22 protein-coding genes are annotated in these 24,949 nt (G+C 69.6%); 13 read left to right on the top strand and 9 right to left on the bottom strand.

All coding sequences use genetic code 11. The annotated features are described in order from the left end of the window. Nucleotides 1-53 precede the first annotated feature (53 nt). Entirely contained in the window at nucleotides 54-839 is a 786-nt protein-coding gene (locus GV790_RS16620) for a hypothetical protein (RefSeq protein ID WP_256673348.1), read from the top strand. A gap of 83 nt (nucleotides 840-922) precedes the next feature. Here GV790_RS16620 and GV790_RS16615 read toward each other — a convergent pair whose 3' ends face one another. Beyond that, nucleotides 923-2,050, bottom strand: coding sequence for a citrate synthase 2 (locus GV790_RS16615; RefSeq protein ID WP_163814257.1), 1,128 nt, complete (start codon nucleotides 2,048-2,050; stop codon nucleotides 923-925). 112 nt (nucleotides 2,051-2,162) lie between these two features. On the opposite strand from GV790_RS16615, the gene pdxH reads away from it, so the two are divergent. The 4 genes from pdxH (at nucleotide 2,163) to GV790_RS16595 (ending at nucleotide 6,104) form a co-directional block, all read left to right on the top strand. Then, on the top strand, nucleotides 2,163-2,882 hold the full coding sequence (gene pdxH, locus GV790_RS16610; RefSeq protein WP_163814256.1) for a pyridoxamine 5'-phosphate oxidase: 720 nt from the start codon (nucleotides 2,163-2,165) through the stop codon (nucleotides 2,880-2,882). 80 nt (nucleotides 2,883-2,962) lie between these two features. After that, nucleotides 2,963-4,246, top strand: coding sequence for an MFS transporter (locus GV790_RS16605; RefSeq protein WP_163814255.1), 1,284 nt, complete (start codon nucleotides 2,963-2,965; stop codon nucleotides 4,244-4,246). A 158-nt stretch (nucleotides 4,247-4,404) separates the two neighbouring features. Continuing rightward, nucleotides 4,405-5,706, top strand: coding sequence for a citrate synthase (locus GV790_RS16600; protein ID WP_104897758.1), 1,302 nt, complete (start codon nucleotides 4,405-4,407; stop codon nucleotides 5,704-5,706). Between the two features lie 38 nt (nucleotides 5,707-5,744). After that, nucleotides 5,745-6,104, top strand: coding sequence for an FKBP-type peptidyl-prolyl cis-trans isomerase (locus tag GV790_RS16595; RefSeq protein WP_104897759.1), 360 nt, complete (start codon nucleotides 5,745-5,747; stop codon nucleotides 6,102-6,104). A 64-nt stretch (nucleotides 6,105-6,168) separates the two neighbouring features. Here the strand turns inward: GV790_RS16595 and GV790_RS16590 are convergent, their stop codons facing one another. Further along, nucleotides 6,169-6,546, bottom strand: coding sequence for a nuclear transport factor 2 family protein (locus tag GV790_RS16590; RefSeq protein WP_163814254.1), 378 nt, complete (start codon nucleotides 6,544-6,546; stop codon nucleotides 6,169-6,171). 112 nt (nucleotides 6,547-6,658) lie between these two features. Here GV790_RS16590 and GV790_RS16585 point away from each other — a divergent pair, with 112 nt between their 5' ends. Beyond that, the gene (locus tag GV790_RS16585; protein WP_163814253.1) at nucleotides 6,659-7,687 is read left to right on the top strand and encodes an RNA polymerase subunit sigma-70; all 1,029 of its coding nucleotides are present in this window, start codon (nucleotides 6,659-6,661) and stop codon (nucleotides 7,685-7,687) included. A gap of 68 nt (nucleotides 7,688-7,755) precedes the next feature. Here GV790_RS16585 and GV790_RS16580 read toward each other — a convergent pair whose 3' ends face one another. Both GV790_RS16580 and GV790_RS16575 read right to left on the bottom strand, forming a co-directional pair. Continuing rightward, nucleotides 7,756-8,922 carry a hypothetical protein gene (locus GV790_RS16580; RefSeq protein ID WP_175585915.1) on the bottom strand — a complete coding sequence of 389 codons (1,167 nt, stop codon included), beginning with the start codon at nucleotides 8,920-8,922 and terminating at the stop codon, nucleotides 7,756-7,758. 81 nt (nucleotides 8,923-9,003) lie between these two features. Then, entirely contained in the window at nucleotides 9,004-11,046 is a 2,043-nt protein-coding gene (locus tag GV790_RS16575; RefSeq protein WP_163814252.1) for a neutral/alkaline ceramidase, read from the bottom strand. 112 nt (nucleotides 11,047-11,158) lie between these two features. Between GV790_RS16575 and GV790_RS16570 the strand changes: the two genes are divergently transcribed. Then, nucleotides 11,159-11,785, top strand: coding sequence for a TetR/AcrR family transcriptional regulator (locus GV790_RS16570; RefSeq protein WP_280211052.1), 627 nt, complete (start codon nucleotides 11,159-11,161; stop codon nucleotides 11,783-11,785). 9 nt (nucleotides 11,786-11,794) lie between these two features. Here GV790_RS16570 and GV790_RS16565 read toward each other — a convergent pair whose 3' ends face one another. Both GV790_RS16565 and GV790_RS16560 read right to left on the bottom strand, forming a co-directional pair. Beyond that, nucleotides 11,795-14,746, bottom strand: a complete 2,952-nt coding sequence (locus GV790_RS16565; RefSeq protein WP_163814251.1) for a sacsin N-terminal ATP-binding-like domain-containing protein — start codon at nucleotides 14,744-14,746, stop codon at nucleotides 11,795-11,797. 47 nt (nucleotides 14,747-14,793) lie between these two features. Beyond that, the gene (locus GV790_RS16560; protein ID WP_309139008.1) at nucleotides 14,794-15,882 is read right to left on the bottom strand and encodes a DUF3027 domain-containing protein; all 1,089 of its coding nucleotides are present in this window, start codon (nucleotides 15,880-15,882) and stop codon (nucleotides 14,794-14,796) included. A 17-nt stretch (nucleotides 15,883-15,899) separates the two neighbouring features. Here GV790_RS16560 and GV790_RS16555 point away from each other — a divergent pair, with 17 nt between their 5' ends. From GV790_RS16555 to GV790_RS16545, 3 genes are all read left to right on the top strand, one after another. Continuing rightward, nucleotides 15,900-16,685 carry a glutaminyl-peptide cyclotransferase gene (locus GV790_RS16555; protein WP_163814250.1) on the top strand — a complete coding sequence of 262 codons (786 nt, stop codon included), beginning with the start codon at nucleotides 15,900-15,902 and terminating at the stop codon, nucleotides 16,683-16,685. Nucleotides 16,686-16,762: 77 nt separating this feature from the next. Further along, on the top strand, nucleotides 16,763-18,550 hold the full coding sequence (locus tag GV790_RS16550) for an MFS transporter (protein WP_163814249.1): 1,788 nt from the start codon (nucleotides 16,763-16,765) through the stop codon (nucleotides 18,548-18,550). After that, nucleotides 18,547-19,056 carry a DUF2771 domain-containing protein gene (locus GV790_RS16545; protein WP_163814248.1) on the top strand — a complete coding sequence of 170 codons (510 nt, stop codon included), beginning with the start codon at nucleotides 18,547-18,549 and terminating at the stop codon, nucleotides 19,054-19,056. The genes GV790_RS16550 and GV790_RS16545 overlap by 4 nt, the downstream gene beginning before the upstream one ends. A 74-nt stretch (nucleotides 19,057-19,130) precedes the next feature. Here the strand turns inward: GV790_RS16545 and GV790_RS16540 are convergent, their stop codons facing one another. Next, nucleotides 19,131-19,550, bottom strand: a complete 420-nt coding sequence (locus tag GV790_RS16540; protein ID WP_171048022.1) for a cold-shock protein — start codon at nucleotides 19,548-19,550, stop codon at nucleotides 19,131-19,133. A gap of 201 nt (nucleotides 19,551-19,751) precedes the next feature. On the opposite strand from GV790_RS16540, the gene GV790_RS16535 reads away from it, so the two are divergent. Both GV790_RS16535 and GV790_RS16530 read left to right on the top strand, forming a co-directional pair. Continuing rightward, complete coding sequence (locus GV790_RS16535) at nucleotides 19,752-19,994, top strand: hypothetical protein (protein ID WP_163814247.1); 243 nt, start codon at nucleotides 19,752-19,754, stop codon at nucleotides 19,992-19,994. 387 nt (nucleotides 19,995-20,381) lie between these two features. After that, the gene (locus GV790_RS16530; protein ID WP_163814246.1) at nucleotides 20,382-21,020 is read left to right on the top strand and encodes a resuscitation-promoting factor Rpf1 domain-containing protein; all 639 of its coding nucleotides are present in this window, start codon (nucleotides 20,382-20,384) and stop codon (nucleotides 21,018-21,020) included. A 254-nt stretch (nucleotides 21,021-21,274) separates the two neighbouring features. Here GV790_RS16530 and GV790_RS16525 read toward each other — a convergent pair whose 3' ends face one another. After that, on the bottom strand, nucleotides 21,275-21,463 hold the full coding sequence (locus GV790_RS16525; protein ID WP_163814245.1) for a hypothetical protein: 189 nt from the start codon (nucleotides 21,461-21,463) through the stop codon (nucleotides 21,275-21,277). Between the two features lie 310 nt (nucleotides 21,464-21,773). Between GV790_RS16525 and GV790_RS16520 the strand changes: the two genes are divergently transcribed. Continuing rightward, nucleotides 21,774-24,059, top strand: a complete 2,286-nt coding sequence (locus GV790_RS16520) for a helicase-associated domain-containing protein (protein WP_163814244.1) — start codon at nucleotides 21,774-21,776, stop codon at nucleotides 24,057-24,059. A 139-nt stretch (nucleotides 24,060-24,198) separates the two neighbouring features. On the opposite strand, the gene GV790_RS16515 is transcribed toward GV790_RS16520, so the two are convergent. Continuing rightward, nucleotides 24,199-24,726: an LppU/SCO3897 family protein gene (locus GV790_RS16515; protein WP_163814243.1), complete on the bottom strand. Its 528-nt coding sequence runs from the start codon at nucleotides 24,724-24,726 to the stop codon at nucleotides 24,199-24,201. Between the last annotated feature and the right edge of the window lie 223 nt (nucleotides 24,727-24,949).

The following is a 24,949-nucleotide window of genomic DNA, read 5'->3' as shown; positions in this document are numbered from 1 at the left end:
GTAGTCGCGGTATCGCTGTGGTGTGTACCACCCTCCGGCTAACCTGAACCCTCATGAGCATGCTGTCGGCAAACTCCGGGCGGCGATCACGCGGTGGGTATGGCATCCGGTCGGCGCCGGCCGGGCGGTGGCGCCGCCGGCGCGGGCCACGGGGTGTCGTCGCGGCGGGGGCCCGGCGTTCGGGGATCGGCCTGTGGCTGCTCGGCATCGGGCTGGCGGTGGCGAGCCTGCGTCCGCGGCTGCGCTGGCGCATCGGCCCGCAGGCGGGCGTTCTGCCCGGTTCGGCGCGGCGCGAGCTGCTGCTGCGCGGCACCCACGGCACCGCCACCGTGCTCGGTGTGCGACCGCGCCGCAGGGAGGCCGGGCACGTGTTCTGGGTGCGGGTACAGCTGGACGGTGAGCCGCCCTACGAGACCAGGGTGCGCCAGCGGGTGCGGGAGGAGGACCTGGACCGGATGCGTCCGGGCGACGTCGTCTGCTGCCGGGTCGACCCGGGCGACCGCGAGCGCGTGGTGCTGCAGGTGTCCGATGACGCCGGGCCGGGCCGGGTCGGCATCGCGAAGATCTTGGCCGACGGCCGCCGCGCCCAGGCGACCGTGCTCGCGGCGACGCCCATGGCCGCCGACTACTCCGGCCGCGACGATCCGCTACTGCGGCTCGACCTGGAACTACAGGCCTGGGACGAGCCCGCGCCCTGGCGGGTGCGGCTGGTGCAGCCGGTGCCGCTGTCCGCGATCGGCCTGGTGGATCTCGGCAAACGGCTCGAAGTCGCGTTCTTCACCGTCGACCGGGGTGAGTCGGTCGCCGTCGATTGGGAGGCGTCCCTGGCCGAGCGGTAGCCGGGCCGACTGCTGCGGCCGCGTTGCCCCGCTACGGAACCGGACTGCTCGACGAACAGCACCGGCTCCGCGACCGGAGGGATTCAGCTGTGCGAGATGGACGCCCAGCCCGCGACCTCGTCGGGCTTACGCGGCCCCGGGCCGGTGTAGATGGCGGCCGGGCGCACCAGCTTGCCGAGTTGCTTCTGCTCCAAGATGTGCGCGCACCAGCCCGCGGTCCGGCCGCAGGTGAACATGGCGGGCATCATGTGCGCGGGCACCTCGGCGAAATCGAGGATGACCGCGGCCCAGAACTCCACGTTGGTCTCGATGGCACGGTCCGGGCGACGCTCGCGCAGCTCGGCGAGCGCGGCCTGCTCCAGCGCGGCGGCCACCTCGAAACGCGGGGCGTTCAGCCGCTGGGCGGTGCTGCGCAGCACCCGGGCCCGCGGGTCCTCGGCCCGGTAGACCCGGTGCCCGAAGCCCATCAGCTTCTCCTTGCGATCGAGGATGCCCTTGACCAGCGCGCGGGCGTCGCCGGTGCGCTCGACCTCCTCGATCATCGGCAGCACGCGTGCGGGCGCGCCGCCGTGCAGCGGTCCGGACATGGCGCCGATCGCCCCCGACAGCGAGGCCGCCACGTCCGCGCCGGTGGAGGCGATCACGCGCGCGGTGAAGGTGGAGGCGTTCATGCCGTGTTCGGCGGCCGAGACCCAGTAGGCGTCGATGGCCTCGGTGTGCCGCGGATCCGGGTCGCCCTTCCAGCGGGTCATGAACCGCTCGGTGACCGTGGTGCACTCGTCGATCTTCTGCTGCGGGACGGCGGGCTGGTAGATGCCGCGCGCCGACTGCGCCACATAGGACAGCGCCATCACCGAGGCGCGCGCCAGGTTCTCCCGCGCGGTCTCGTCGTCGATGTCCAGCAGCGGCTCGTAGCCCCAGATCGGGGCGAGCATGGCCAGGCCGGCCTGCACGTCGACCCGGACGTCGCCGGTGTGCACCGGGAGCGGGAACGGCTCGGCGGGCGGCAGGCCGCGGCCGAACTCGCCGTCGACCAGCAGCGCCCAGGCGTCACCGAAGGTCACCCGGTTGGCGACCAGATCTTCGATATCCACACCGCGGTAGCGCAGCGCGCCACCGTCTTTGTCGGGTTCGGCGATATCGGTGGTGAACGCGACGACACCCTCGAGACCGCTGACGAAATCCGGGGGAACCGCGGGGCTGGTAGTCATGTGGTGACTCTCCTTGCACGTCGGGTCGCATGGCTCGCGGTGCACGGTGGTCGCGGCACATGCCGATCACCAAAACCTTAGCCCCTAGCTACTGCGGAGTAACGTCTGCCCCATGCGTGACCTGGACAATTCCTACCCGGATCTCGCCGCCATGCGCGTCGACTACGGTGCCGGGCCCTTCGACAGCGAGGGCGCCCCCGGTACCGGCGCCCGCGATGCCGATCTGGACGAGAACTGGCTGGCAGGCGGCTGGGAACCGTTGCTGCGGCACTGGATCGAGCAGGCCACCGCGGTCGGTATCGCCGAACCGAACGCCATGGTGCTCGCCACCGTCGCACTCGCCGCCGACGGCACACCGCGTCCGGTCGCGCGCACGGTGCTGTGTAAAGGGCTCTCCCCCGAAGGTGTGACTTTCTACACGAATTACGACTCGGCAAAGGGGACGCAACTGGCCGCGGTGCCGTTCGCGGCGGCCACCTTCGTCTGGCCCGCGCTGGGCAGACAGGTGCATCTGCGGGGGCCGGTGCAGCGGGTATCGGCCGAGACCACGGCGGTCTACTGGCGTTCGCGCCCGCGCGACTCCCAGCTCAGTGCTTGGGCCTCGCGTCAGTCCAGGCCGATCGCCTCACGAGCCGAACTCGATCGCGCACTGGCCGAGACCACGGCACGCTTCGCCGGGGTCGACGAGATTCCGGTACCGCCGCACTGGGGCGGATATCTGCTGCGCCCCGATGAGGTCGAGTTCTGGCAGGGACGGCAGGGGCGGTTGCACAACCGCATCCGGGTGAACGTCGACGGCGACACCATGACGGTTCAGCGTCTACAACCCTGATCCCCGGACGGGCAATGCATCCAATCATGTGATGAATAAGGTCTGGCCGGATCGGGTCCGGCTCGCATAATCTGCGGCCGGTGAGAGTGCTCGCCGACACCAGGCCGCTGCGCGACCCGAACTACCGCAGGCTGTGGACCTCCGGCATCGTCACCACGATCGGTGCCCAGCTCTCGGTCGTCGCGGTGCCGACCCAGATCTTCCAGCTCACCGGCAGTTCCGGCTACGTCGGATTGGCCGGCCTGTTCGGGCTGGTACCGCTGATCGTGTTCGGACTGTGGGGCGGCGCCCTCGCCGATGTGATGGACCGCCGCACGCTGCTGCTGATCACCAACGCCGGCACCGGGCTCACCGCGCTCGCCTTCTGGATCCAGGCCGCGAGCGGCGCGGGCAATGTCTGGCTGGTGCTCGGCCTGTTCGCGGTGCAGCAGGCCTTCTTCGCCGTCAACCAGCCGACCCGCAGTGCGACCATTCCCCGGTTGCTGCCGGAAAGCCAACTGGCCGCGGCGAATTCGCTGTCGATGACGGTCACCCAGTTCGGCGCCATCGCCGGGCCGGTGCTCGCGGGCGCGCTCATCCCACTGATCGGGCTGTCCACGCTGTACCTGATCGACGCCATCGCGCTGCTGGTGACGCTGTGGGCCGTGTGGCGGTTGCCGTCGCTGCCGCCCACCGGTTCGGTCCGCAGCGCGGGCCTGCGCACGGTGTTCGACGGCTTCGCCTACCTGGCCACCCAGCGGATCCTGCTCGCCTCGTTCGCCGTCGACATCATCGCCATGGTGTTCGGGATGCCACGCGCGCTGTTCCCGCAGATCGCGCACGAGACCTTCGGCGATCCGGCCACCGGCGGCGTCGCGCTCGGACTGTTGTTCGCGTCCATGTCGGCGGGCGCGGTACTCGGTGGGGTGTTCTCCGGGTGGATTCCGCGGGTGCGCAGGCAAGGGCTCGCGGTGATCGTGTGCATCGCGCTGTGGGGGTTGGCGATGGTGGGCTTCGGGGTCGCGGTCGGGTTCACCGGGCACGGCCTCGGCGTCGCCGCCGGGCTGTGGATCGCGCTGGCCTGCTCGGCCTTCGGCGGTGCGGTGGACATGGTCTCGGCCGCGTTGCGGATGACGATGTTGCAGACCGTGGCGACCGACGAAATGCGCGGCAGGCTGCAGGGAGTGTTCATCGTCGTGGTCGCGGGCGGCCCGCGAATCGGTGATGTTGCGCACGGTTTCGCCGCGGCGAGCCTGGGTACCGCCGTAGCCGCCGCCGGCGGTGGCGTGCTGGTGGTGGTCGGTGTGGTGCTCGCGGCGCTGGCCTTCCCGGCCTTCGTGCGGTACCGGGTGGGCCGGTCAGCGGCCGAACCGGTGCCGGCGTGAGCACCAGCGCCTCACCGCCCGGCGGTACGTTTGTGAGATCGTGCGGTGGGCACCCTCCTGCCCGTGCCCGGCGAAGCAGCGACTAGCGTCATGGTCAAGCGCACCGCCGTGCCGACCGCACCCGGTGCCGACGGTCATAGCCTGAGAGGGATCCTTCCGTGCCCGAGAATCACATCAACGACGCCAAGCCGGTGCTGACGTACCCCGGTGGCGAATACCCCATGACGATCGCCGAGGCCTCCGAGGGCAACGACGGCATCGATCTGGGCAAGCTGCTGGCGAGCACGGGATACACCACCTACGATCCCGGCTTCGTCAACACCGCCTCCACCAAGTCGGCCATCACCTACATCGACGGCGAGGCGGGCATCCTGCGCTACCGCGGATACCCGATCGACCAGCTGGCCGAGCGCTCGACCTTCATCGAGGTGAGCTACCTGCTCATCTACGGCGAGCTACCGACCCAGGCCCAGCTCGAGTCGTTCACCGACAAGATCCGCCGCCACACCCTGCTGCACGAGGATCTCAAGCGCTTCTTCGACGGCTTCCCGCGCAACGCGCACCCGATGCCGGTGCTGTCCTCCGCGGTCAACGCGCTGTCGGCCTACTACCAGGATTCGCTGGACCCGCGCGACCCCGAGCAGGTCGAGCTGTCCACCATCCGCCTGCTGGCCAAGCTGCCGACCATCGCGGCCTACTCGTACAAGAAGTCGGTCGGCCAGCCGTTCCTCTACCCGGACAACTCGCTGAGCCTGGTGGAGAACTTCCTGCGGATGACCTTCGGCTTCCCGGCCGAGCCCTACGAGGTCGACCCGGAGATCGCCGCCGCGCTGGACATGCTGCTGATCCTGCACGCCGATCACGAGCAGAACTGCTCCACCTCCACCGTGCGCCTGGTCGGCTCCTCCGACGCCAACCTGTTCACCTCGGTATCCGGTGGCATCAACGCGCTGTGGGGCCCGCTGCACGGCGGCGCCAACCAGGCCGTGCTGGAGATGCTCGACGACATCAAGGCCCAGGGCGGCGACGTCAAGGAGTTCATCCGCAAGGTCAAGAACAAGGAAGACGGCGTGAAGCTCATGGGCTTCGGGCACCGCGTCTACCGCAACTACGATCCGCGCGCGGCCATCGCCAAGAAGCACGCCGACGCCATCCTGGCCAAGCTGGGCGGCGACGACGAGCTGTTCGATATCGCCAAGGCGCTGGAAGAGGCCGCCCTGACCGACGATTACTTCGTCGAGCGCCGCCTGTACCCGAACGTCGACTTCTACACCGGCGTCATCTACAAGGCCATGGGCTTCCCGACCCGCATGTTCACCGTGCTGTTCGCCATGGGCCGGCTGCCCGGCTGGATCGCGCACTGGCGGGAAATGCACAGCGAGCCGCTCAAGATCGGCCGTCCGCGCCAGATCTACACCGGTTACGGTGCGCGCGATTACCACGAGATCACCAACCGCTAGAGCCGACGAAGAACCCACATATCGAAGGGGATATGCGAATGAGCAAGCCGGAGATCGAATTCCAGTCGGGCCCCGCGCCCACCGAGCTCGTCATCAAGGACATCACCGTCGGTGACGGCGCGGAAGCGGTGCCCGGCGGCACCGTCGAGGTGCATTACGTGGGCGTCGAATTCGACACCGGCGAGGAGTTCGACTCGTCGTGGAACCGCGGCGAATCGCTCACCTTCCCGCTGCGTGGCCTGATCCAGGGCTGGCAGGACGGTATCCCGGGGATGCGGGTCGGCGGACGCCGTCAGCTCACCATTCCGCCGGAGTTGGCCTACGGCCCCGCCGGTGCGGGCCACAAGCTCTCCGGCAAGACCCTGGTCTTCGTCATCGATCTGCTGGACGCCAAGTAATCCCGGCCTCCCGACTGCGGCCCGCACTCCTCGAGTGCGGGCCGCAGTGCTGTTGCGGCCGAGATCAGGACGCCGGATCCGCTGCGGCAGCGGCGGCGGCCTCGAACGGGGCGCGGTCGAAGATGATCCGGATGTGGGTGATCCGGCCGTCGGCGACGGTGTAGAGCTCCGCGCCGGGGGCATGCGGCACCGGGATGGTTGTGGTGTCGTACATCAACATCGCGGTGGCGTCGTCGCCGAATGCGCCGAGCAGCCGCGAGCTCGTCATGATCTGGCTGAACGGTTCCATGAAGGCACGGAACTCGGTCAGGCCGGTGATCTGCCCGGACGGCGCCTCGCAGACGAGGTCGTCGGCCAGGTAGGTGATGGCACGGTCGAAGTCGTGGCCGGTCCAGGCGCGGTGGTAGTCCAGCGCGGTCTGCAAGGCACTGCTCGTGGTCATGATGTCCTTCCGGGTCGGTGGGCCGCCTGCTGCCGCCCGCACAGGTACCGACACCGCCGCGACGGAGAACGGAACGCGGCGGGCGAATCTGCCCGGATGGCACGATGGCCGGGTGGAGCAGACCCTCCTGGAACGGGCCCGCGCCGGTGACGAACGGGCCTTCGATGAGCTGACCGCGCCCTACCGGCGGGAACTGCTGGTGCACTGCTACCGAATGCTCGGATCGCTGACCGACGCCGAGGACACCCTCCAGGAATCCCTGCTCGCGGCCTGGCGTGGTCTGCCGGACTTCGAACAGCGCTCCTCGCTGCGCACCTGGCTGTATCGGATCACGACCAACCGCTGCCTCAACGCGCTGCGCGCGGCGCGGCGCCGCCCACCCGAACCGATACCGCCGTTCCAGCCGCCGGAACCGACCCGCCGGGATTCGATCACCTGGCTGCAACCGGCCCCCGACGACGTGCTCGCGCGGGTGGTGGACCCGGCTCCTGGGCCGGAGGCGAACCAGCAGGCGCGGGCCACGGTCGAGCTCACCTTCGTCGCCGCGCTGCAACGACTTCCGCCGCTGCACACCGCGATCCTCGTGCTGCGCGATGTGCTCGGGTTCCCGACCGCCGAGGTCGCCGATCTCCTCGACAGCACTCCGACGGTGGTCAAAGGCACGCTGCAACGGGCGCGAGCCGCCCTGCACCGGGAACGCGGCAGCCTGGAACGGACCCGGCCCGGCTCGGCCACCGAACAGTCGCTCGCACAACGTTTCGCGCGGGCCTACCTCGCGGGCGACGTGGACGGTGTCGTAGCCCTGTTGACCGACGACGCCTGGCTCACCATGCCGCCCGCGCGGCACGAATACCACGGCCCTGCGGCCATCGCCGCCTTCCTGCGCACCTCGTTCGGCTACCGCGGCCGCCGTCGTGCGCACCTGCGGGCGACGACGGCCAATACCCAGCCCGCCTTCGCCACCTATCTCGACGATCCCATGGAACCCTTCGCGTTCCCCGCCGGGCTGATCGTGCTGACCTGCGCGGGTGAACGGATCGTCGCGATCACCAGGTTCCATCTGGATGCCCTCTACCCGCGTTTCGGCATGCCCGACCGGCTGCCGATGCCGACGGGGATCGACGACGGCGGCGGCCGTTGATCGTTTCCGCGCCCTAGGTGCGCGTGCACCGGCCGAGGGCAGCGAGCCGGAAGCCGGGCCGGAATTGCTCACTCGCGCACGATCTCCACCGGATCGGTGAGCGCGAGCGCGACCGCCGACTGCTGCGCCTTACCGCGCTGCGGGAGGGCGGCGAGCGCCTTGCCGGTCTGGGTGTTCAGGTTGGTGACGATGCCCTGGAGCTGGCCGATGCCGGTTTCGATCATGCCGATGGCGGCCAGCAGTTGCGCACCGCCCTGCTCGGCGAGCTGCGGCAGGGATTCGGCGAGCTGGGCACCCTGGGCCAATTGGTCGCTCGCGCCCGTCAATCGAGCCACCACGGTGCGCAGCAAGGTGCCGAGATCGGTGTTCGGGTCGACGGCGGCGCCGGTCAGCTCGCCGAGGCCGGTCAGCTGTGCACCCGCCTGACCGGAGACGTCACGCAGCGCTTGCAGCTTGTTGATCACATCGGCCACCTGCGGGTCGCCGGAGAACGGCAGCCCACGCAGCAGCGGCAAGATCTGATCGAGCCCCGTGCTCATCGTGTTCGCCGTCTGCTGCACCTGCGCGATGGTCAGATTCGTCGAATCGAGGGCGGCGGCAAGCTGTTCGGCTTGGGCGGCGGCACCGTCGACGGTGCTGTTCAGCAGCTCGATCGCCGAGGTCAGCTGTGCGGAGCCGTTCTTGGCCATATCGAGGAAGCCGAGCAGCTGATCGGCGCCCGCGGTGAACTGATTCGCCCCGGCTGCCGCGGCGTTCACACCCGCGTTCAACAGCTGCGCGCTGAACTGCACACTCGTCATCTCCGAGCGGGCGGCGGCCGTCGCGGACAACGCCGCCTCCACTCCCACGGCACCGATCCGTTGGGTCACCGTCGACACGGCCCCGTCGACCAGCTCACCATCGGCGCCCGCATGGGTGGCCACGGTGACCTGCGCGCGCCGCGGCTGGGGCCCCGCCAAGGTGCCCATCGACTCCGTCAGATCGGCGGGCAAGGTGATGACGGCGGCGTAGTCGTCGAGATCGGCCTCGCCCGCCGCGAGAACCGTCCACTCGTAGTCACCGACCTGCTGCACCGCCTGCGCCACCCGCTCCCCCGTCGGCCCGGAATCGGCGTTCACCAGGGCGATTCCGGTGGGCGCCGCCGATGTACGAGCGCAGGCGGCGAATCCGCCCACCGACCCGGCAGCGACGACGACAGCAGCGAGAAGTGCCCAACGGGCCCGTTGTCCGATCACACCGCGACGCTAGGACCCGAGTATGGCGTTCGGCCTGGTGGTTCTCTGAGGTTTCGGTAAGGGTCTCGCGGCGACGCCCGATCAGGCGATATCGAATTCGTCGCTGGTGCCGGTGATCGGGGTCAGCGATCCGTCGCCACCGAGACGATCGGCGAAATGCTGGAACCGGTAGCGGCCGGGGGTGGCGTCGGCCGGGATGTCCCAGGTGAAGCGGGCGAGGGAGATGCCGGGTCCGGGTGAGCGCCAGTGGAATCGCACCGCCCATTCGCCTTCGTTGGCCACCCGTTCCCATCGGCCGGATGCCGTGCGGCGCTGCACTTCGAGGAAGGTGCCGTTGCGGCGCGGGTTGTGCTTGGGGTGGGCGGAGACGAACTCGACCTCGACGCGGGTGCCGGGCGACGCCGTCGCGGCCGGTTGCACCAGGACGTCGCCGAAAGCGCGCCCGAGCGGCGTCGCATCGGGGCCGGGGGCGGGCACGAAGTTCGGCTGGAGGGCGGAGACGTCGCGCGGTGCCGGCCCGCGCGCGATCGACTGACGGGCCGCGAATGCCGTTGCCAGCCGGGTGAATTCCTGCTGGTAGGCGCAGAGGGTGTAGCGCCCGTACAGGGTGGAGGCACCCTCGTACTGCTGGGCGGCGTATTCCTCCGGTGTGGTCACGTACTCGTGGTAGGCGTTGGCGTAGCCCTGCATCAGCACCTGCTCGACGTCGACCCCGAGCGCGTCGGCGACGGCGCGGCGCACCCGCAGCCCGGACACGATGGTGAACTCACCACCGGCCGCCGCCAGGTACAGCTCGCCGATGCGCACCAACTGGATCGGCACCACATTCGGCACCCACGGCACCGGAGGCAGCAGCCCGAGCGGAGCGGCGATCGCTTTGGGCGCCTGTGCGTCGGCCAGCCACGCCGGGGCCGGCGTGCCCGGATCGCCGAGTGCGGCGACGAACGGGTTGGTGACGCCCTCCGGGATCGGGCCACCCGGCAGGCCGGGCCCGTCCTCCACACTGCCCGCGATGAGCGAAACCCCCGCGGCGGCAGGCGCGGTCCGCTTGGGCAGGCCGTCCGGGGTGAAGCGGCCGTCGACGGCGATATCTGCCAGATCGATGTAGCACAGCATGGCGTCCACCGGACCGCCGATCGAGGTCGCCGCCGCCAGCGCGGATTTCGCGGCGCGATACTGCCGGTCACCGATGATGCGCGTGTTCTCGAATTCGTCGTCGGTCGGCCCCGAGCCGGGACGCAGATTCAGATTCGGCGACATATCACCGGCATTGGTCTGCGCGAAGGCGGCGATGAAATCGGCACGCCCGTCCAGGTAGCGCACGCCGTGCTCGGTGTGTTCGAAGCTGAACGAGGCGTAACCCTTGTTATCGGAACTGATCAGCCGATTCTCATTGGTCATCGAGGTGTTATGGGTGGCGAACCAGGTGATGGCACCGATCTCGCGCCCGCCTTTGCGCAACGACAGCACCGTCACCGCCGGATCGATGGCGTCCGGGAAATACCGCTTATCGGCCTCGGGATTGCGGTCGAACGCGATCCTGGACCGGTTGACGCTGGCATCGCGCAACTGCGCGCGGCCGATGGCCAGCGAACCCGGACCCAGATCGGCGTGCGCGGCGGCGATGGCCTCGACGATGCCCTGTACCTCGGCGTCGTAGACCTGCTGCTGGAAACCGAGGATCGACAGGTTGTAGGCGTAGTCGTGGCTGGACCCGCCGCAGGTGGCGTGCGAATGCGTCGAGGTCAGCAGCACGTTCTGCTCGGTGTAGAGATCGCCGAAGCGTTCGGCGAGTGCGAGCAGCACCCCGCGGTGCACGGATTGGAAGATCATGCCGTTGTCGGCGACCACGAACACGACCCTGCGCCCGCCCGCACCGATGATGAATGCCCTGGCCCGTGGCCGCAGGTGAATGCCGGCGGTGGTCTGTTCCAGCTGGGAGTAGCCCATCATGCCGCATTCGGCGGCCGGTCCGGTGATGTCGGACAGGCCGGCGCCGATCTCGTACTCGCCGGGCGCGGCACCCGCCGTTGCCGCGAAGACGCCCGATAGTCCGGGCATCGCCGCGAGGGCCGCCGAGCCGACCGCGCTCCGGGCGAGCAGCGTCCTGCGGGTTACCGACATCACAGACTCCCTTCGATCTTTGGCAGCGAACCACAGATCTGGACAGGCGTCCAGTACGAATTTTCGGGTCGGCGAATTGACTGTTCGCGCTGCGAGCGCTTAACTCGCTCAGGTGTCCTCCCGATTGAGCGTCGAAGAACGACGGGCCCACCTTATCGAGGCCGCGATCGGCCTTGCCGAGAAAAAGGGTGTGGCGGGCGTGACCACGCGCGATGTCGCGCAAGCGGCAGGCGTCTCGCTCGGTGTGGTGCATTACTGTTTCGAAAACAAGGACGCGCTGATGACCGAGCTGGTCAAAGCGCTATCGATGGAATTGCGCGATTCCGTCGACGCCAATGAAACGGTCTGGCAGGAAGCCGGAACCGGAAAAGCGGCACTGCAAACTTTGGTGCGCAACGGTCTGGAACTGATGTGGCTCAACATCGAAGCCACACCGGAACGTCAGCTGCTCACCTACGAGACCACCACCTACGCGCTGCGCGAGGGCGAGCAGACGCCGGCGAAATTGGCGATCGCGCGGGAACAGTACGCGTTCAACGATTCCACCGTCGCCGATATCCTCGACCACGCCCGCGATGCCACGTCCACGCAGTGGACGGTGCCGGTGCAGACCCTGTCCCGGTTCACCCTCAGCGTGATCGACGGGATCGTGCTGCGCTGGCTGGTGGACAACGACAGCGAAAGCGTGCGCACGCAGCTGGATGTGCTCAGCGAGATGCTCAGCACCTACGCGAAATAGCGGCCGGGATCAGTCCGGGGCCTGCGGGTTTCGGATGTGGGTCGTATCGCCGTCGCGCCACCAGGCGACCTCGGCCGTACGCTGCACCGCACCGGAGAGCCGCACGCGCAGCTCATCGTGCACGATCAGGTCGCCATCGTCCTCGGGCAGGCCGAACAACTGCCGCAGCACCACGCCCATCGGCTCGTTCGACCAGGTACTCGCACGACCGGTGCCGATCACCTCGGCCGTGACGACTTCGGAGACCAGCGGCAGATCCAGCAGGGTCGCCAGGGCGGGCGCCGATTCCACCGCGCCCACCACCAGGCGTCGCGGCGGAATCGCCAGGCCGAACCACGGCTGATCCAGCACCATCGCCTCGCCCGGGTCCACCGTCTCACCCGACAAGGCCCGCACCAGGTCGGGAAGTTCGAGCTCGGTGAGGTCGAGATGTTCCTCCGCGGCCGCGAGCAGGGCGTGAGTGCGGGCTGCGACCTGCGGGGACGGGGTTTTCGCCGGGTCCGCCAATGCCGCGAGCAGGGCTTCGGCCAGCTCGGGGGTGATCGACGCGGGGTCGGCGAGGACCGCGCGCAGGGCGTCGATCTCGGCGCGGGCGAAACCGGGTGCGCTGAATTCGGGGAGCAGACCGGCGAATTCGGGTTCGCCGGGATGACGCAGAACGCCGAGCGGAGTGCCGTCGATGTGGGCGTAGCGACGCAGCCACCACGCCGTGTAGCCGTTCGGATCGGCCAGCAGCGGGCGGGTGCGCTCGCCTGCGGCCAGCTGACGCAGGGCTCGCGGCCAGGCGGCGTCGTCGACCAGATCCAGATCGCGCACGGCGATCAGTTCGGGCGGATCCTCGGACAGCCCTGCCCACCAGGCCTCTTCGTCCGGCAGATCGTGATCGGGTCCGGTCGGATCGGTCTCGCTGACGATCGCGAAATCCCAGCCGACACCCACCGCGCGTAAGGCCTCGGGACCGTGATCATCGACCAACCGCTGGTCGACCGTGCCGAACGGAGAATCGGCGACCAGCACCGCACGCAGTGGCGCACCGGGCAGCAACAGCTCGTCGGCTGGGCGCAATTCGCCCGTGTCATCCGGCAATTCGAGCAGGCCGAGCCAGGAGGGCAGCTGCGCCGGATCCGCCGTTGCGGCCAGCCGCAGCACCGCATCGGTGGTGTCGGGATCGCCCGGATGGTCCTCGAGTTCGGCGCGCAACCCGGGATCGGAGAGCAGATCGCGCGCCGTCGCCTGCCGCGCGCCCAACCGCGACAGCAGCGGATGCGCGGCCTCCGGATGAATCAATCGCGCCCAGTGCACCGGGATCGGCGCGGGCAGTTCGTCATCGAGAACGGCCGTGCGCGGGCCGGTGACCAGGCGCCCGTCGGCCAGCGGGACGGCGAGTGCACCGAGTTCCTCGACGGCGAGCGGATCGGTGACGTACGGCTCGAGCGCCGCGTACAGGCCGTGCCACCAGGACGGCGCCCGATCCAGTCCACCCGACAGCTCGGCCAAGCGGGCCAAACCGATTCGGTGCACGTCCAGCACGGACAGCGCTTCGGCATGCGGGCCACCCGAGAGTTCCGGGATCACCAAGGGGCCGAGGATATCGGCGAGGAGGGTGGCCAGTTCGGGGCTGAGATCGGGGAAGACGCTGGCTCGGGTCGGGACCGCGTCCGAGCCATCGGCCCGCAGCTCGCCGGGCAGATCGAATCGCTGTCCGGCGGCCGGATCGTCGTCGGCGAGGACGTCGTGATCGAGGCGCGGCGCGGCACCGGGACTCGGATTCCGACCCCGCTCCGGGGCCTCCCCGCCGACAGAAGTGGACCGGTCGGCATCGGGCAGGTCGGGTTCGCTGAAGGCTTCGAGCTCGGCACGCGAGGCGGGCGTAGGGCGGGATTCCTGGCCGGTGGGAGCGATGACCGGAAGCCAGGAGTGGGTCTGGAGTTCGCGGATGACGGCTTCGCGGAGCAGCCCGTCGGCCTCGCTGCGGGCGAACCCCGGGACAGGAACCAGCGTGAGACGATCGCGTGGCGGCAGGGCGCGCGCGAAATCCGCATAGCCGGCGGCCAGTTCCGTCACGTGAGCGCCGGGGAGCAGGCGGCGGCGGTCGGGTTGCATGGCGATATCGGCGATGAGCAGGGCCGGGAGCGACAGCTCCTCGTCGGAGCGGGTCGGCGCGCGCAGGACGTCGGGCGCGACGCGCATCGGCCTGCCGTCGCGCACCGGCAACAGCCAGCGCGCGCGATCGGTGCGGAACTGCCACCAGCGCTGGTCCAGATCAGGGCCGATGATTCGCAATTCCTGCAGACGGCGCGCCGAATCGCTTGTGGTGCTGCTGAATTCGTCGCCGCCGACGCGGATGCCGCTGAGTGCGGGGAGCTCGAGAAGCAGGTCGGCGGCCTCGGATCGCATGGCGGCCAGCAAGGCCTGCGGGTCGACGTCATCGCGCAGTCGCAGTACGACCTCGGTATCGAAACCCGCGGCGGGCCCGGTGGAACTCGGCCACACCAACCGCAGTGCCGGCGGCCGCCAGTGATCACCGGCCGTGCGCCCGCTGTCGCCGGGCACCGCGATGACGTTCTGATGCAGTGCGTCCAGCGTCTCGGCGCGCGAGAAACGAAGGGAACCCGTGGTCGAGCGGATCTCGATCTCCTCGCTCACCGTCAGCACCGCCGTGAACCCGACACCGAACCGTCCCACGGTGGCCGCCGGATCGGACTTGCCCGACGCGCGCAACGCCGTCAGCGCATGAACGCCGGACAGGTCCAGCGGCGCACCGGTATTCGCGATATGCAGAGTTCCCTCGTCCGACCAGACCGCGAGCCGACCGGCAGTGCCCGCCTTCGCCGCGGCATCGGCGGCGTTCTGCGCCAACTCCGTCAGCAGCCGGTCGCGATACCCGGCCCGCACCAGATCGGCCTCGGTCGCCGCGTCCTCACGCAACCGCGTCGGCGAATCCCGCCAGGCCGCGAGCACACCGGCACGCAGGGACGCCGTATCGAACGGATCGTCGGCCGCCGGCCTCAGCTCAGCGCCGATGACCCGGACTCCGGCTGGGCGTCCGTGGCCGGGCGATCAGCGGCCTGCGCCGACTCGGAATCCCCAGTGCCATTGGACGATTCAGGTTGCGGAGCCGATGCGCTGGACCGCTCTGCCTCGGCGAGAGTCGAGGCGCCCCGGTCGACATCCGACCCGGCTGCTTCGGTCACCACGTCCGAGGGGCCGGACCCAGTGGCTACCTCCGCGTCGTCAGGAGCCTGCTCTGTCACAGCGCTGCCGGCAGCATGGTCTCCGGCACTTGCCTCGGTCTGCTCGGCCGAGGCCGAATCTCCGGAGGCCGCATCGCCCTCGCCGGTCGCGCGCAGCGATTCCGTCGGAACGAGGTCCACCGCGGCGTCGTCGTATGCCTCGTACAGCGGCGAGCCCGCACCGCTGGGCACCGTGACGTCGGAGTGCGCGCCGCACCCGTATTCGGTGTGCACGACATGTCCGTCGGCGCCCATCGCGTTACCGCAGACCCCGAACGCGGCACGCAGCGCACCGGCGAGCGGAAGATAGAAACCGCAGGTGCCGCAGGTCCCCGGCGCGGCCTTGGCCATCTCGGTATCGGGGCCGAACTCGGTGTACCAGCGCTGCGCGGCCTCCTCGCGGCCCTCGAGGCTGAGCACCTGGGAACGACCAAGACCCACCTGGTAGGCCACCTCGTCGACCTCGGGATCGCCGGTGGCGGTGTAGCCGGGGGCCAGGCGCGGGTCGTTCGGCGGCGGGGCCAGCAGATCGCCGGGAGCCAGGTCGCCGGGGCGCACCCGTTGATCCCACGGCACGAATTCGGGCGCGATCAACGCGTCCGGGCCGGGCAGCAGGGCCGATTCGCTGACCGTCGGATGGTCCGCGCCCGGCGGGGCCGCCACCACGACCGCCCACTGCCAGCCGCGATAGCCGGCCAGGGTGGCCTCGAAGCGATGTGTTGCCGCGTTGTCGTCCTCGGCGGACACACCAAGATGCGCACCGACCCCGGATGGCTCCAGCTCGAGGAGCGCACGACGGGCAAGCTCGACGGCGTCGGCCAGGACGGGCCGCACGCCGGAGTCCGAAACAGAAACTGCGCTCACGGCCTACATTTTGCCGTATGGAGACCGATCGGCGTTCGCTGGCCGTCGCTGCCCTGCTCTGCCTGCTCACCTCGGCCGGGTGCGCGCGCGCCGATGACCCGGCAGATCAGGCGCCACACCTGGTCGTGGAGGTGCTCGGCACGGCCCCGCACGACCCGCGCGCCTTCACCCAGGGCTTGCAGATCGCCGACGGGGTGCTCTACGAGAGCACCGGGATGTCCGGCGATTCGGGTGTGCGCGCGGTCGACCGCGCCACCGGCGCCGAACTCGCCGCCGCCGAACTTCCGGCACCGCTGTTCGGTGAGGGCATCGCGGTCACCGACGACACACTCTGGCAGCTCACCTGGAAAGACGGCATCGCCTTCGCCCGCGACCCGGCCACGCTGGCCGAGCGCGGGCAGGTGTCCTACGAGGGCGAAGGCTGGGGTCTGTGCGCCCGTGCCGGGCAGCTGGTGATGAGCGACGGCTCGGCCACGCTGACCTTCCGCGACCCGGTGACCTTCGCCCGCACCGGATCGGTCGACCTGATCGGCCGCGGATCGGCGCGCCTGAACGAACTGGAGTGCGCGGCCGATGGCTCGGTCTACGCCAACAACTGGCCCACCGACGAAATCCTGCGCATCGACCCCGGCACCGGCGAGATCCTCGCCACCATCGACGCCTCCGGCCTGCTCCCGCCGCGCGAACGCGCCGGCACCGACGTCCTCAACGGCATCACCCAGATCCCCGGCACCGACCGCTTCCTACTCACCGGCAAGTACTGGCCAACCATGTTCGAGGTGCGTTTCGTCCCCGCCCCGTAGGCGAACCACGTCACTTTCGGCGGATTCGCCGGAGCGTGCGTGAACCTCACCGGCCGTTGTGCGCCAGAATTGACGTTGTGACTACTCCCAGCGATCCCCCCGGTCCCGATCGCGGTCGGTGGGACGGCGAAGAGTACCCACCGTACGAGCGGCACCCCGGTTTCGATCGATATCCGCCACCCAACGCGCCACGGCGACGTCGGCCGTTGCCGCCGCTACCGCCGGATCATCCAGGCACCACGCCGCCGCCGACCCGCCCGCTGACGGAGGTCGAGCGCGACCCGGGCCGCGGCCGGTTCACGCGGTCGATGCGCAAAGAACAGCCACGCCGGGTCGACGATCGTCGCCAGGAGGCGCCCGAGGACGAGGCCGGCCGCGTCGACGATCGCCGGGTCCCGCGCAAACTCACCGTCACACGGGTCGCCGCGCTGCGCGGTAAGGAGCTGACCGAGAAGGGGTTCGCCACCTTCCAGCGTGCGGCCAAGGCCGACGGTGCCGACAAGTCGGGTCTGACCGCGCTCACCTACGCGACGATGACGAACTTCGCCTTGGACGCCGCGATCGCGGTCGCCCTGGCCAACACGTTGTTCTTCGCCAGCGCGACCGCCGAGAGCAAGACCAAGGTCGCGCTGTACCTGCTGATCACCATCGCCCCGTTCGCGGTGATCGCGCCGCTGATCGGGCCCGCGCTGGACCGTCTGCAGCGTGGCCGCAGGCTCGCCCTCGCGTCATCGTTCGCGGTGCGCGCGGTGCTGGCGGTGGTGCTCATCGTCGACTTCGACACCTGGGCGTTGTATCCGCTGGCGCTGTGCATGATGGTGCTGAGCAAATCGTTCGCCGTGCTCAAGAGCGCGGTGACGCCGCGTGTACTGCCACCGGGGATAGATCTGGTCCGAACCAACTCCCGGCTGACGGTGTTCGGTCTGGTCGGCGGCACCATGGGCGCCGGCGCGATCGCCGCGCTCGCGGCCGCGGCCTTCGGCTCGACCGGCGCGCTGGTGCTCGCGGTCGCCATCGCCTGCGCGGGCACCTATCTGAGCCTGCGCATTCCGCGCTGGGTCGAAATCACCGAGGGCGAAGTGCCCGCCACCCTGAGCTATCACAGCGACGACCCCGATACCGAGGTCATCCCGTCCGGCAAGAAGTCCGCGGTGCCCGCCCGCAAACGCCGTCAACCGCTGGGCCGCTCGGTGGTGACCGGGCTCTGGGGCAACAGCAGCATCCGCGTGCTCACCGGCTTCCTCACCTTCTATGTGGCCTTCGTCGCCAAGGCCACCGAGCATCGTCCGGTGCAGCAGGCGGCCATGCTGGGTGTGGTCGGCGCGGCCGCCGCCATCGGCAATTTCGCCGGTAATGCCAGCGGCGCCAGGATCAAACTGGGCAGGCCCTCGCTCATCGTGGTCAACTGCACGGCCGCCTGCGCGGTGGTCGCGTTGTTCGCGGTTTTCGCCGACAATCTGCTCGGTGCGGCGGTGGCGGCGCTGGTCGCCGCCGGTGCCAGCGCGCTGGCCAAGGTGTCGCTGGACGCCTCGATCCAGGACGATCTGCCGCCGGAGTCGATCGCGTCCGGGTTCGGGCGTTCGGAGACGGTGCTCCAGCTCAGCTGGGTGGTCGGCGGCGCCGCCGGGGTACTGCTGCCGACCGACTACTGGAAGGGTTTCGCGGTGGTCTCGGTGATCTTGGTGGCGGGCCTGGTCCAGACTGTGGTGAGTTATCGCGGACATTCGCTGCTGCCGGGCCTCGGCGGCAATCGGCCCCAGCACGCCGAGCAGGTGGTACCGCACCACAGCACCGCCGACAGCCAAGGCAGCACCCGCCGCAACGGCCGGACCGCCGATATCAGACGAGGAGATCCCATCCGGTGAGCAAACCCAACGCCCGCACCATCGTCGCGCTGTTCACCGTCGGTGTACTCGTGCTGTCCGCCGCCTTCGTCGGTGTGCTGACGGTGCTCGTACGTAACGCCGACGAGCACGACCCGGAGATCACCGCGTACGCGCACGGCCGCACGGTCACCGTGCCGCCGTTCATGTACTGCACGGTGCGGATGGAGCACTGCCGCTACGGCGAGACCGTGAGCCTCGACGTGCCGCCGGGCTATCCCCTGCAACTGTCGCTGCCCAACGAGATCGCCGATGCGCCCTGGCTGATCCAGCAGGTGTACGCGCTGCCCTCGGGCGAGGAGATCGCCAAGGTGCGCAGGCACACCGAGTTCCCCGACGGAGTGCGCGCGATCACCGTCGAGTCGCAGCCCGAACCGGACCTACGCCTGGTCGGGGTGGAGATGCAGCTGCCGATCCTCGCGCGCGACGAGACCGGCGCCGAGTTCTACGTGCCGCATGCGGCATGGTCGATCAGGACCGCCGAGTAAACACCCCGAACAGCAGTACGGTCGCGAGCATCGAGGATGCCCGCGACCGTTCGCGTTCGCCCGGACTACGCCGCTCAGTGATCGAGTTCGCGGGCGACGGCCCGGACGACCTCGGAGATCCGCTGCGCGGTCTTGCGATCGGGGTACTTGCCCTTGCGCAGATCGGGCTGCACCTTGGCCTCGAGCAAGGTGATCATGTCCTCGACCATGCCGTGCAGCTCATCGGGGGAATGCCTGCGCGCGGCGGGCTCCTTGCGGGCGGCCCGCTCCTGACCCTGACGCACCGACGGCGGAGCCTCGAGCAACTTGAGGCTCAGCGCCTGCGGCCCACGACGGCCCGCGGCCATCCCGAACTCCACGCGCTGCCCCGGTTTGAGGGTCTCGATGCCTTGGGGCAGCGCGGAAGAGCGGACGTAGACGTCCTCACCCTCGTCCTGGGAAAGGAAGCCGAAGCCCTTTTCGACGTCGTACCACTTCACCCTGCCGGTCGGCACTGCGCTCACCCGTTCATCATTCGAAACCCGGACCCTTGCGGCCCGGGCACATTTCCATCTTCGAAGCACCCGCGCGGCGGCGCCGCGATCAGGTCTTGCCCTTGTGCGAAAGAACGCGCCCCACAGGTATGCAGGACGCGCATTGCCGTCGAGTCTACCCCGGTGCCCTCCGCGTAAGCACATCAGTTTTACGGTGCAGCGGTGACGAACACTCCCTCGCAGCCGCCGCCGGGCCGTGCGCCGCGCCGGCGTGGTGACTGGTTGCTCCAGCTCGCGCTCGGTGTCTTCACGATCGGCCTACTGGCGATCGTCGCCATTTTCCTGACGCACATCCTCAGCGACTCGGCGCCGGGGCTGTGGCTGTATCTGCTGGCGATGCTCACGCCGATCGGCTTCGTCCTGGCGCTGGTGTTCACTCTGCGCTCCGGACGACGAGCCAGGTGACATCAACTAGTTACCCAGGGCAATCGTTACCCAATCCGGACTGTGATCCTCATCACATAACGGCCAGATAACGGAACGTTCTTGCACCCGCCGCCCCCACCGCGCAACGCGCCTAGCTGCACAGAGGGGTCTATGCCCGCTCGAGACCGGTCCGAGACCCCCGCGTACACGCCGGTTACCAAATGGTGATTTTTCGCGAGGTTCGTCGTACCGTCTTACCCAGCCGGGACACCCGGCAACCAACCACCGGCCCGCCGCACCGAACCTCACCCCGCGGGTACCGGACCCCCGACGGAATTGAGGGGTGAGGGCGGGACGGACGACCTCTCAGTCCGAACCCGAGCGAGAGCGCCTCGCAGGTGCGTACGAGAGGAAGACGAACCCGATATGAGTGGACGCCATCGCAAGCCAACCTCCACCGGGCGCACCGTAGCCAAGGTCGCCGTCACCGGCGCCATCATGGGCACCGCAGGTGTGGCCTTCGCCGGAAACGCCAGCGCGGCACCCGACTCCGACTGGGATCGACTCGCGCAGTGTGAGGCCGGGGGTAACTGGGCGATCAACACCGGCAACGGTTACCAAGGCGGACTTCAGTTCTCCCCGAGCACCTGGAAGGCCCACGGTGGCGGCCAGTACGCGGCCACCGCCGACCAGGCCACCCGTGAACAGCAGATCGCGGTCGCCGAGAAGGTGCTCGCCTCTCAGGGCTGGGGCGCGTGGCCCTCCTGCTCGGCCTCGCTCGGCCTGAGCAGCGCTCCCACCCCCCGTTCGGCTCCCGCCGAGGCCGAGAGCCCGCGCTGGCAGCCGACCCCGCAGCAGCAGGCCGCGCCGCAGCAGGCGGCCGCCGACAGCAGCCAGCAGGTCTTCGACGCCGTCGACCGCGCCATCGCGGTGGTGCAGGCGCAGGGCGTCCAGGTGCCGCAGCAGGCGCTGGATGTGTTCAACGCCGCCAAGGCCAACGGCACCAAGCTCGACCCGGCCGTCGTGAACTTCTTCGAGGCGAACAAGGGTCTGCTCCCCTCCTGACCCGAGTCTCTACGACTGTGGCCCCGCATCCGATCGGATGCGGGGCCACAGTCGTTGTTTCGGGGCCTCGGCCGTTTCCCGTGCGGCGGGGTAGGTTCCGAGGATGCGGCCGCGAATCGTATTCCGGCTCAGCTACACACCGGCACCGATACGCGGGCATGCGTCAGCGCCAGTGGAGCGAGGGGCATCGCCGGATGCGATGAACTACGACCGGAGCGGCGCCCACGATCCGTCGCCGGACGCGGGCGCGCGGCTCAGCGGTTGATAACGGTGTGCGGGTGGACGTACGGCAGCTTGTCGGCGGCCACCGGGAATTCGGTGTCCTCGCCGAACGGGGACAGGTTGCCGGAGCGCGAGGACGACAGCTCGGTCACCGCATGCTCACCGTCGGCCACCTGCGGCCAGCCGTTGTCGACATAAGGCTTCTTCGATTTGTTCACCACGCGCCCATTCTGGCATGTGACCGCCGCGAGCCGGCACATGGTCGGCGTGGAACCGGACACGTCGGGCGCTCACCCGCCTTGTCGGGACGAGGCAGCGACACCCGCGAGACAACGGCACTTGCCCACAAGACACGACCCCGCCCGCAAAACAACGGCATCCACCCCCCAAGACACCGACACCCGCCCGGCAGTGATGCGGCACCCGCCCGGGCAGGAGTGCGGGCGGACACATACGGACCGCACAGCTGCATGGCCGACTGCACCGCTCCTGCTCCGGCGGCATCCGGCAGCGCATCGTAGGCTGAATCCGATGACCGGTACCGACTCTCTGGCCGACTGGCTCGGCGCCCGCAGCGATGCCGAGCTGGTGTCGCTGCTCGAGCTGCGGCCCGATCTGGCGGTGCCGCTGCCCTCCTCGATGACGGTGCTCGCCGCCCGCGCCGAACAGCGGGCCTCGGTGCTGCGCGCCGCCGACGAGCTCGACACCCTCGAGTTCGCCATCATCGAGACCCTGGCCGTGCGGGCCGCCTCGGCGCAGCCGCCGTTGACCCGTCGCGAATTGAAGAAGCTGCTGCGCGACCGGGTGAAGGCCGCACCGGTCGACGCGGCGTTGCGGCGGCTCACCGAGCGGGCCCTGATCTGGTCCGACGGTGATGCCCTGCGCGTGGTTCCCGCCGCGGCGGAGGCGCTTCCGTGGCCGATGGGCAGCACCACCGAACTGCCGGACGCGCTGACCGAACCGGAGGTCACTGCCGCGCTGGCCGAGATCTCCCCCGCCGAACGGGCTTTGCTGGGCAAGTTGGCCGCCACCGGTCCGCGCGGGCGCACCAAGGACGCCGCCCCCGGCACCCCGCCCGACCGTCCGGTGCAGCAGTTGCTGAGCCGGCGACTGCTGCGCCCACTGGATGCGGAGACCGTCGAACTGCCGCTCACCGTCGCCCAGGTGTTGCGCGGCGAGCCCGTCACCGATCCGCACGCGCTCACCCCGCCGGCGCCTGCCACCACCGCCCATGCGCCGGATGAGGTGAACGCGGTGTCCGCCGGTGAGGTCGGTGAACTGCTGCGCCACTGCGCGAGCGTGCTCGAGGTCCTCGGCCAGGCACCGGCACCCGCCCTGCGCGCGGGCGGTCTCGGGGTGCGCGAGACCCGCCGGATCGCCAAGCACACCGGCACCGACGAACAGCGCACCGGCCTGCTGATCGAACTGCTGGCGGCCGCCAAGCTGATCGACCGCGGACTGCCGGATCCGCCGCCGGATATCGAGAGCACCGACGATTTCTGGGCCCCCACCCCCGCCGCCGACTCCTGGCTGGAAGCGCCACCGGCCCGGCGCTGGGTGACGCTGGCACAGGCCTGGCTGGAATCGGATCGGGTGCCGTGGATGATCGGCATGCGCGATGCCAACGACAAACCGCTGGCCGCTCTGGCCCATGAACTGCGCACCCCGCACGCGATCCGCGACCGGCGCGCGATGCTCGAGGTGCTGGCGGAGCTGCCCGCGGGCACCGCACTGGAACCGTCCGGCGCCGCGCGCCTGCTGGCCTGGCGGGCACCGCGCTGGCGCAGGCATTTCCGGCTCGAAGCGGTCGAGCGCACCTTCGGGGAGGCGGCGGCGCTCGGGATCATCGGTCGTGGCGCGCTGAGCGACCCCGGACGGGCGCTGCTGTCTGAGCAGCCCGACAGTGCCGGTGCGGCGGAAGCGGCGATGGAGCAGGCGCTGCCGGATCCGGTGGATCACGTCCTGGTGCAAGCGGATCTGACGGTGATCGCACCCGGTCCGCTCACGGCGGATCTGCAGAGCCGGATCGCGCTGGTCGCCGATGTCGAATCAGCGGGCGCGGCCACCGTGTACCGGATCGGAGAGACCTCGGTGCGGCGGGCGCTCGACGCCGGGCTCACCGCCGCCGAACTACACGGGCTGTTCAGCAGGCACTCGCGCACCCCGATCCCGCAGGCGCTGACCTACCTGATCGACGATGTGGCGCGGCGCCACGGTCAGCTGCGGGCCGGCATGGCGCAGTCGTTCGTGCGCAGCGATGATCCGGCGCTGCTGACCCAGGTGCTGAACGCGCCGGTGGCCGCCGAGCTCGCCTTGCGCGCGATCGCCCCGACGGTCGCCATCTCGCAGGCCCCGCTGGGCGAACTGCTGGACCGATTGCGGGCCGCGGGTTTCGCACCGGCCGGGGAGGATTCGGCGGGCATGATCGTGGATCTGCGGCGGCGCGGCGCGCGCATCGCGGTGCGCCCCCATGCGCGGCAGGCATATCGGCCGGTGCCGCCGAGCACCGAACAACTGGAACTGCTGGTGCGGGAACTGCGCGCCGGTGAGCGGGCGGCCGCGGCCCGGTCGACGCAGTCGGTGCGCCCCGACGGCACCCGCACCGGCACCGCCGCCACGCTGGCCCTGCTGCAACTGGCCGCGCGCGGGCGCCGGGCGGTGAACATCGGTTACGTCGACGCCGCGGGTACCGCCATTCAGCGGGTGGTCGAGCCGGTGCGGATCGGTAACGGTCAGCTCGACGCGGTGGATCCGGTCACCGGCGCGGTCCGGCACTTCACGCTGCACCGGATCGCGTCGGTCGCGCTGCTCGATTAGACGGGGCGGTCCAGTCCGTCCTGCTGGCTCGGGCCAGGTAGACGCAACGCGAGCTTCGCTGAAACGGATCGGTTCGTGGTCCCACCGAAACAGCAAGGGCCGTGCCGGAATGGCACGGCCCCGCTCGAAGTGGCGCTGATCAGGCTTTGGGGTCGCCGAGGCAGAAGGTGGTCTTGGGATCGGCCACCGTGATGAACTTGTTGGCATCGGCGCCGCACAGCAGTTCGTCGACCTGACCGTCGATGCGCTGAATCACCCGGAAGCTGGCTTCGGGAGAGGCGCAATCGGCGAAGCTGTAGCCGGAGAGCATGCTGTCGGCGTAGCAGCTACCCTGCTTGAAATTGGGCGCAAGGCACAGGAACGCGGTGGTCCCGCCGTTGAGGGTCTCCTCGTAGGAGGTGTAGTCCTCGGCGCATTCGGTCTTGGTGTCATAGGTCTGGACGACCTTGTAGACGGCCTTGTCCGATGAGCAATCCACCGGCTCGGTCTCGGAGTCGACCGCCGAACTACTGATGACGTTGATGCACTCACCGACCTCGGATTTGGCCGTGTCGGACTTGCCCGCATCCTCGAACATCGAACATCCGGTCACCGCGACCGCCAGCGCGACCGCTGCGACGAAAGCGAGCATGATGCGCGCCAGCAGCCGCGTTCCTGGGAACTTCACGTGAAAACCTCTCTCACCGAAGCGTTCACTGGATCATGAACGCGCGGGTGAGGATACCCGCACGATCATGACGGGCGCATCTGGTCGGCCGACGGAGACCGAGGTCAGTAGATGCTGGAGAAGCCGAGAATCGACAGGGCGAGGATGCTCGGGAGCAGTCGGCCGAGCATTTGGAAACCGAAATAATTCATCAGTAGTGCCTTCCACATTCCGCCCACGTAAT

The organism is Nocardia cyriacigeorgica, from assembly GCF_010858045.1.
GTDB lineage: Bacteria > Actinomycetota > Actinomycetes > Mycobacteriales > Mycobacteriaceae > Nocardia > Nocardia cyriacigeorgica_E.
Note: the sequence above shows the minus strand (reverse complement) of the source record. Positions and strands in the feature narration are given on the sequence as shown.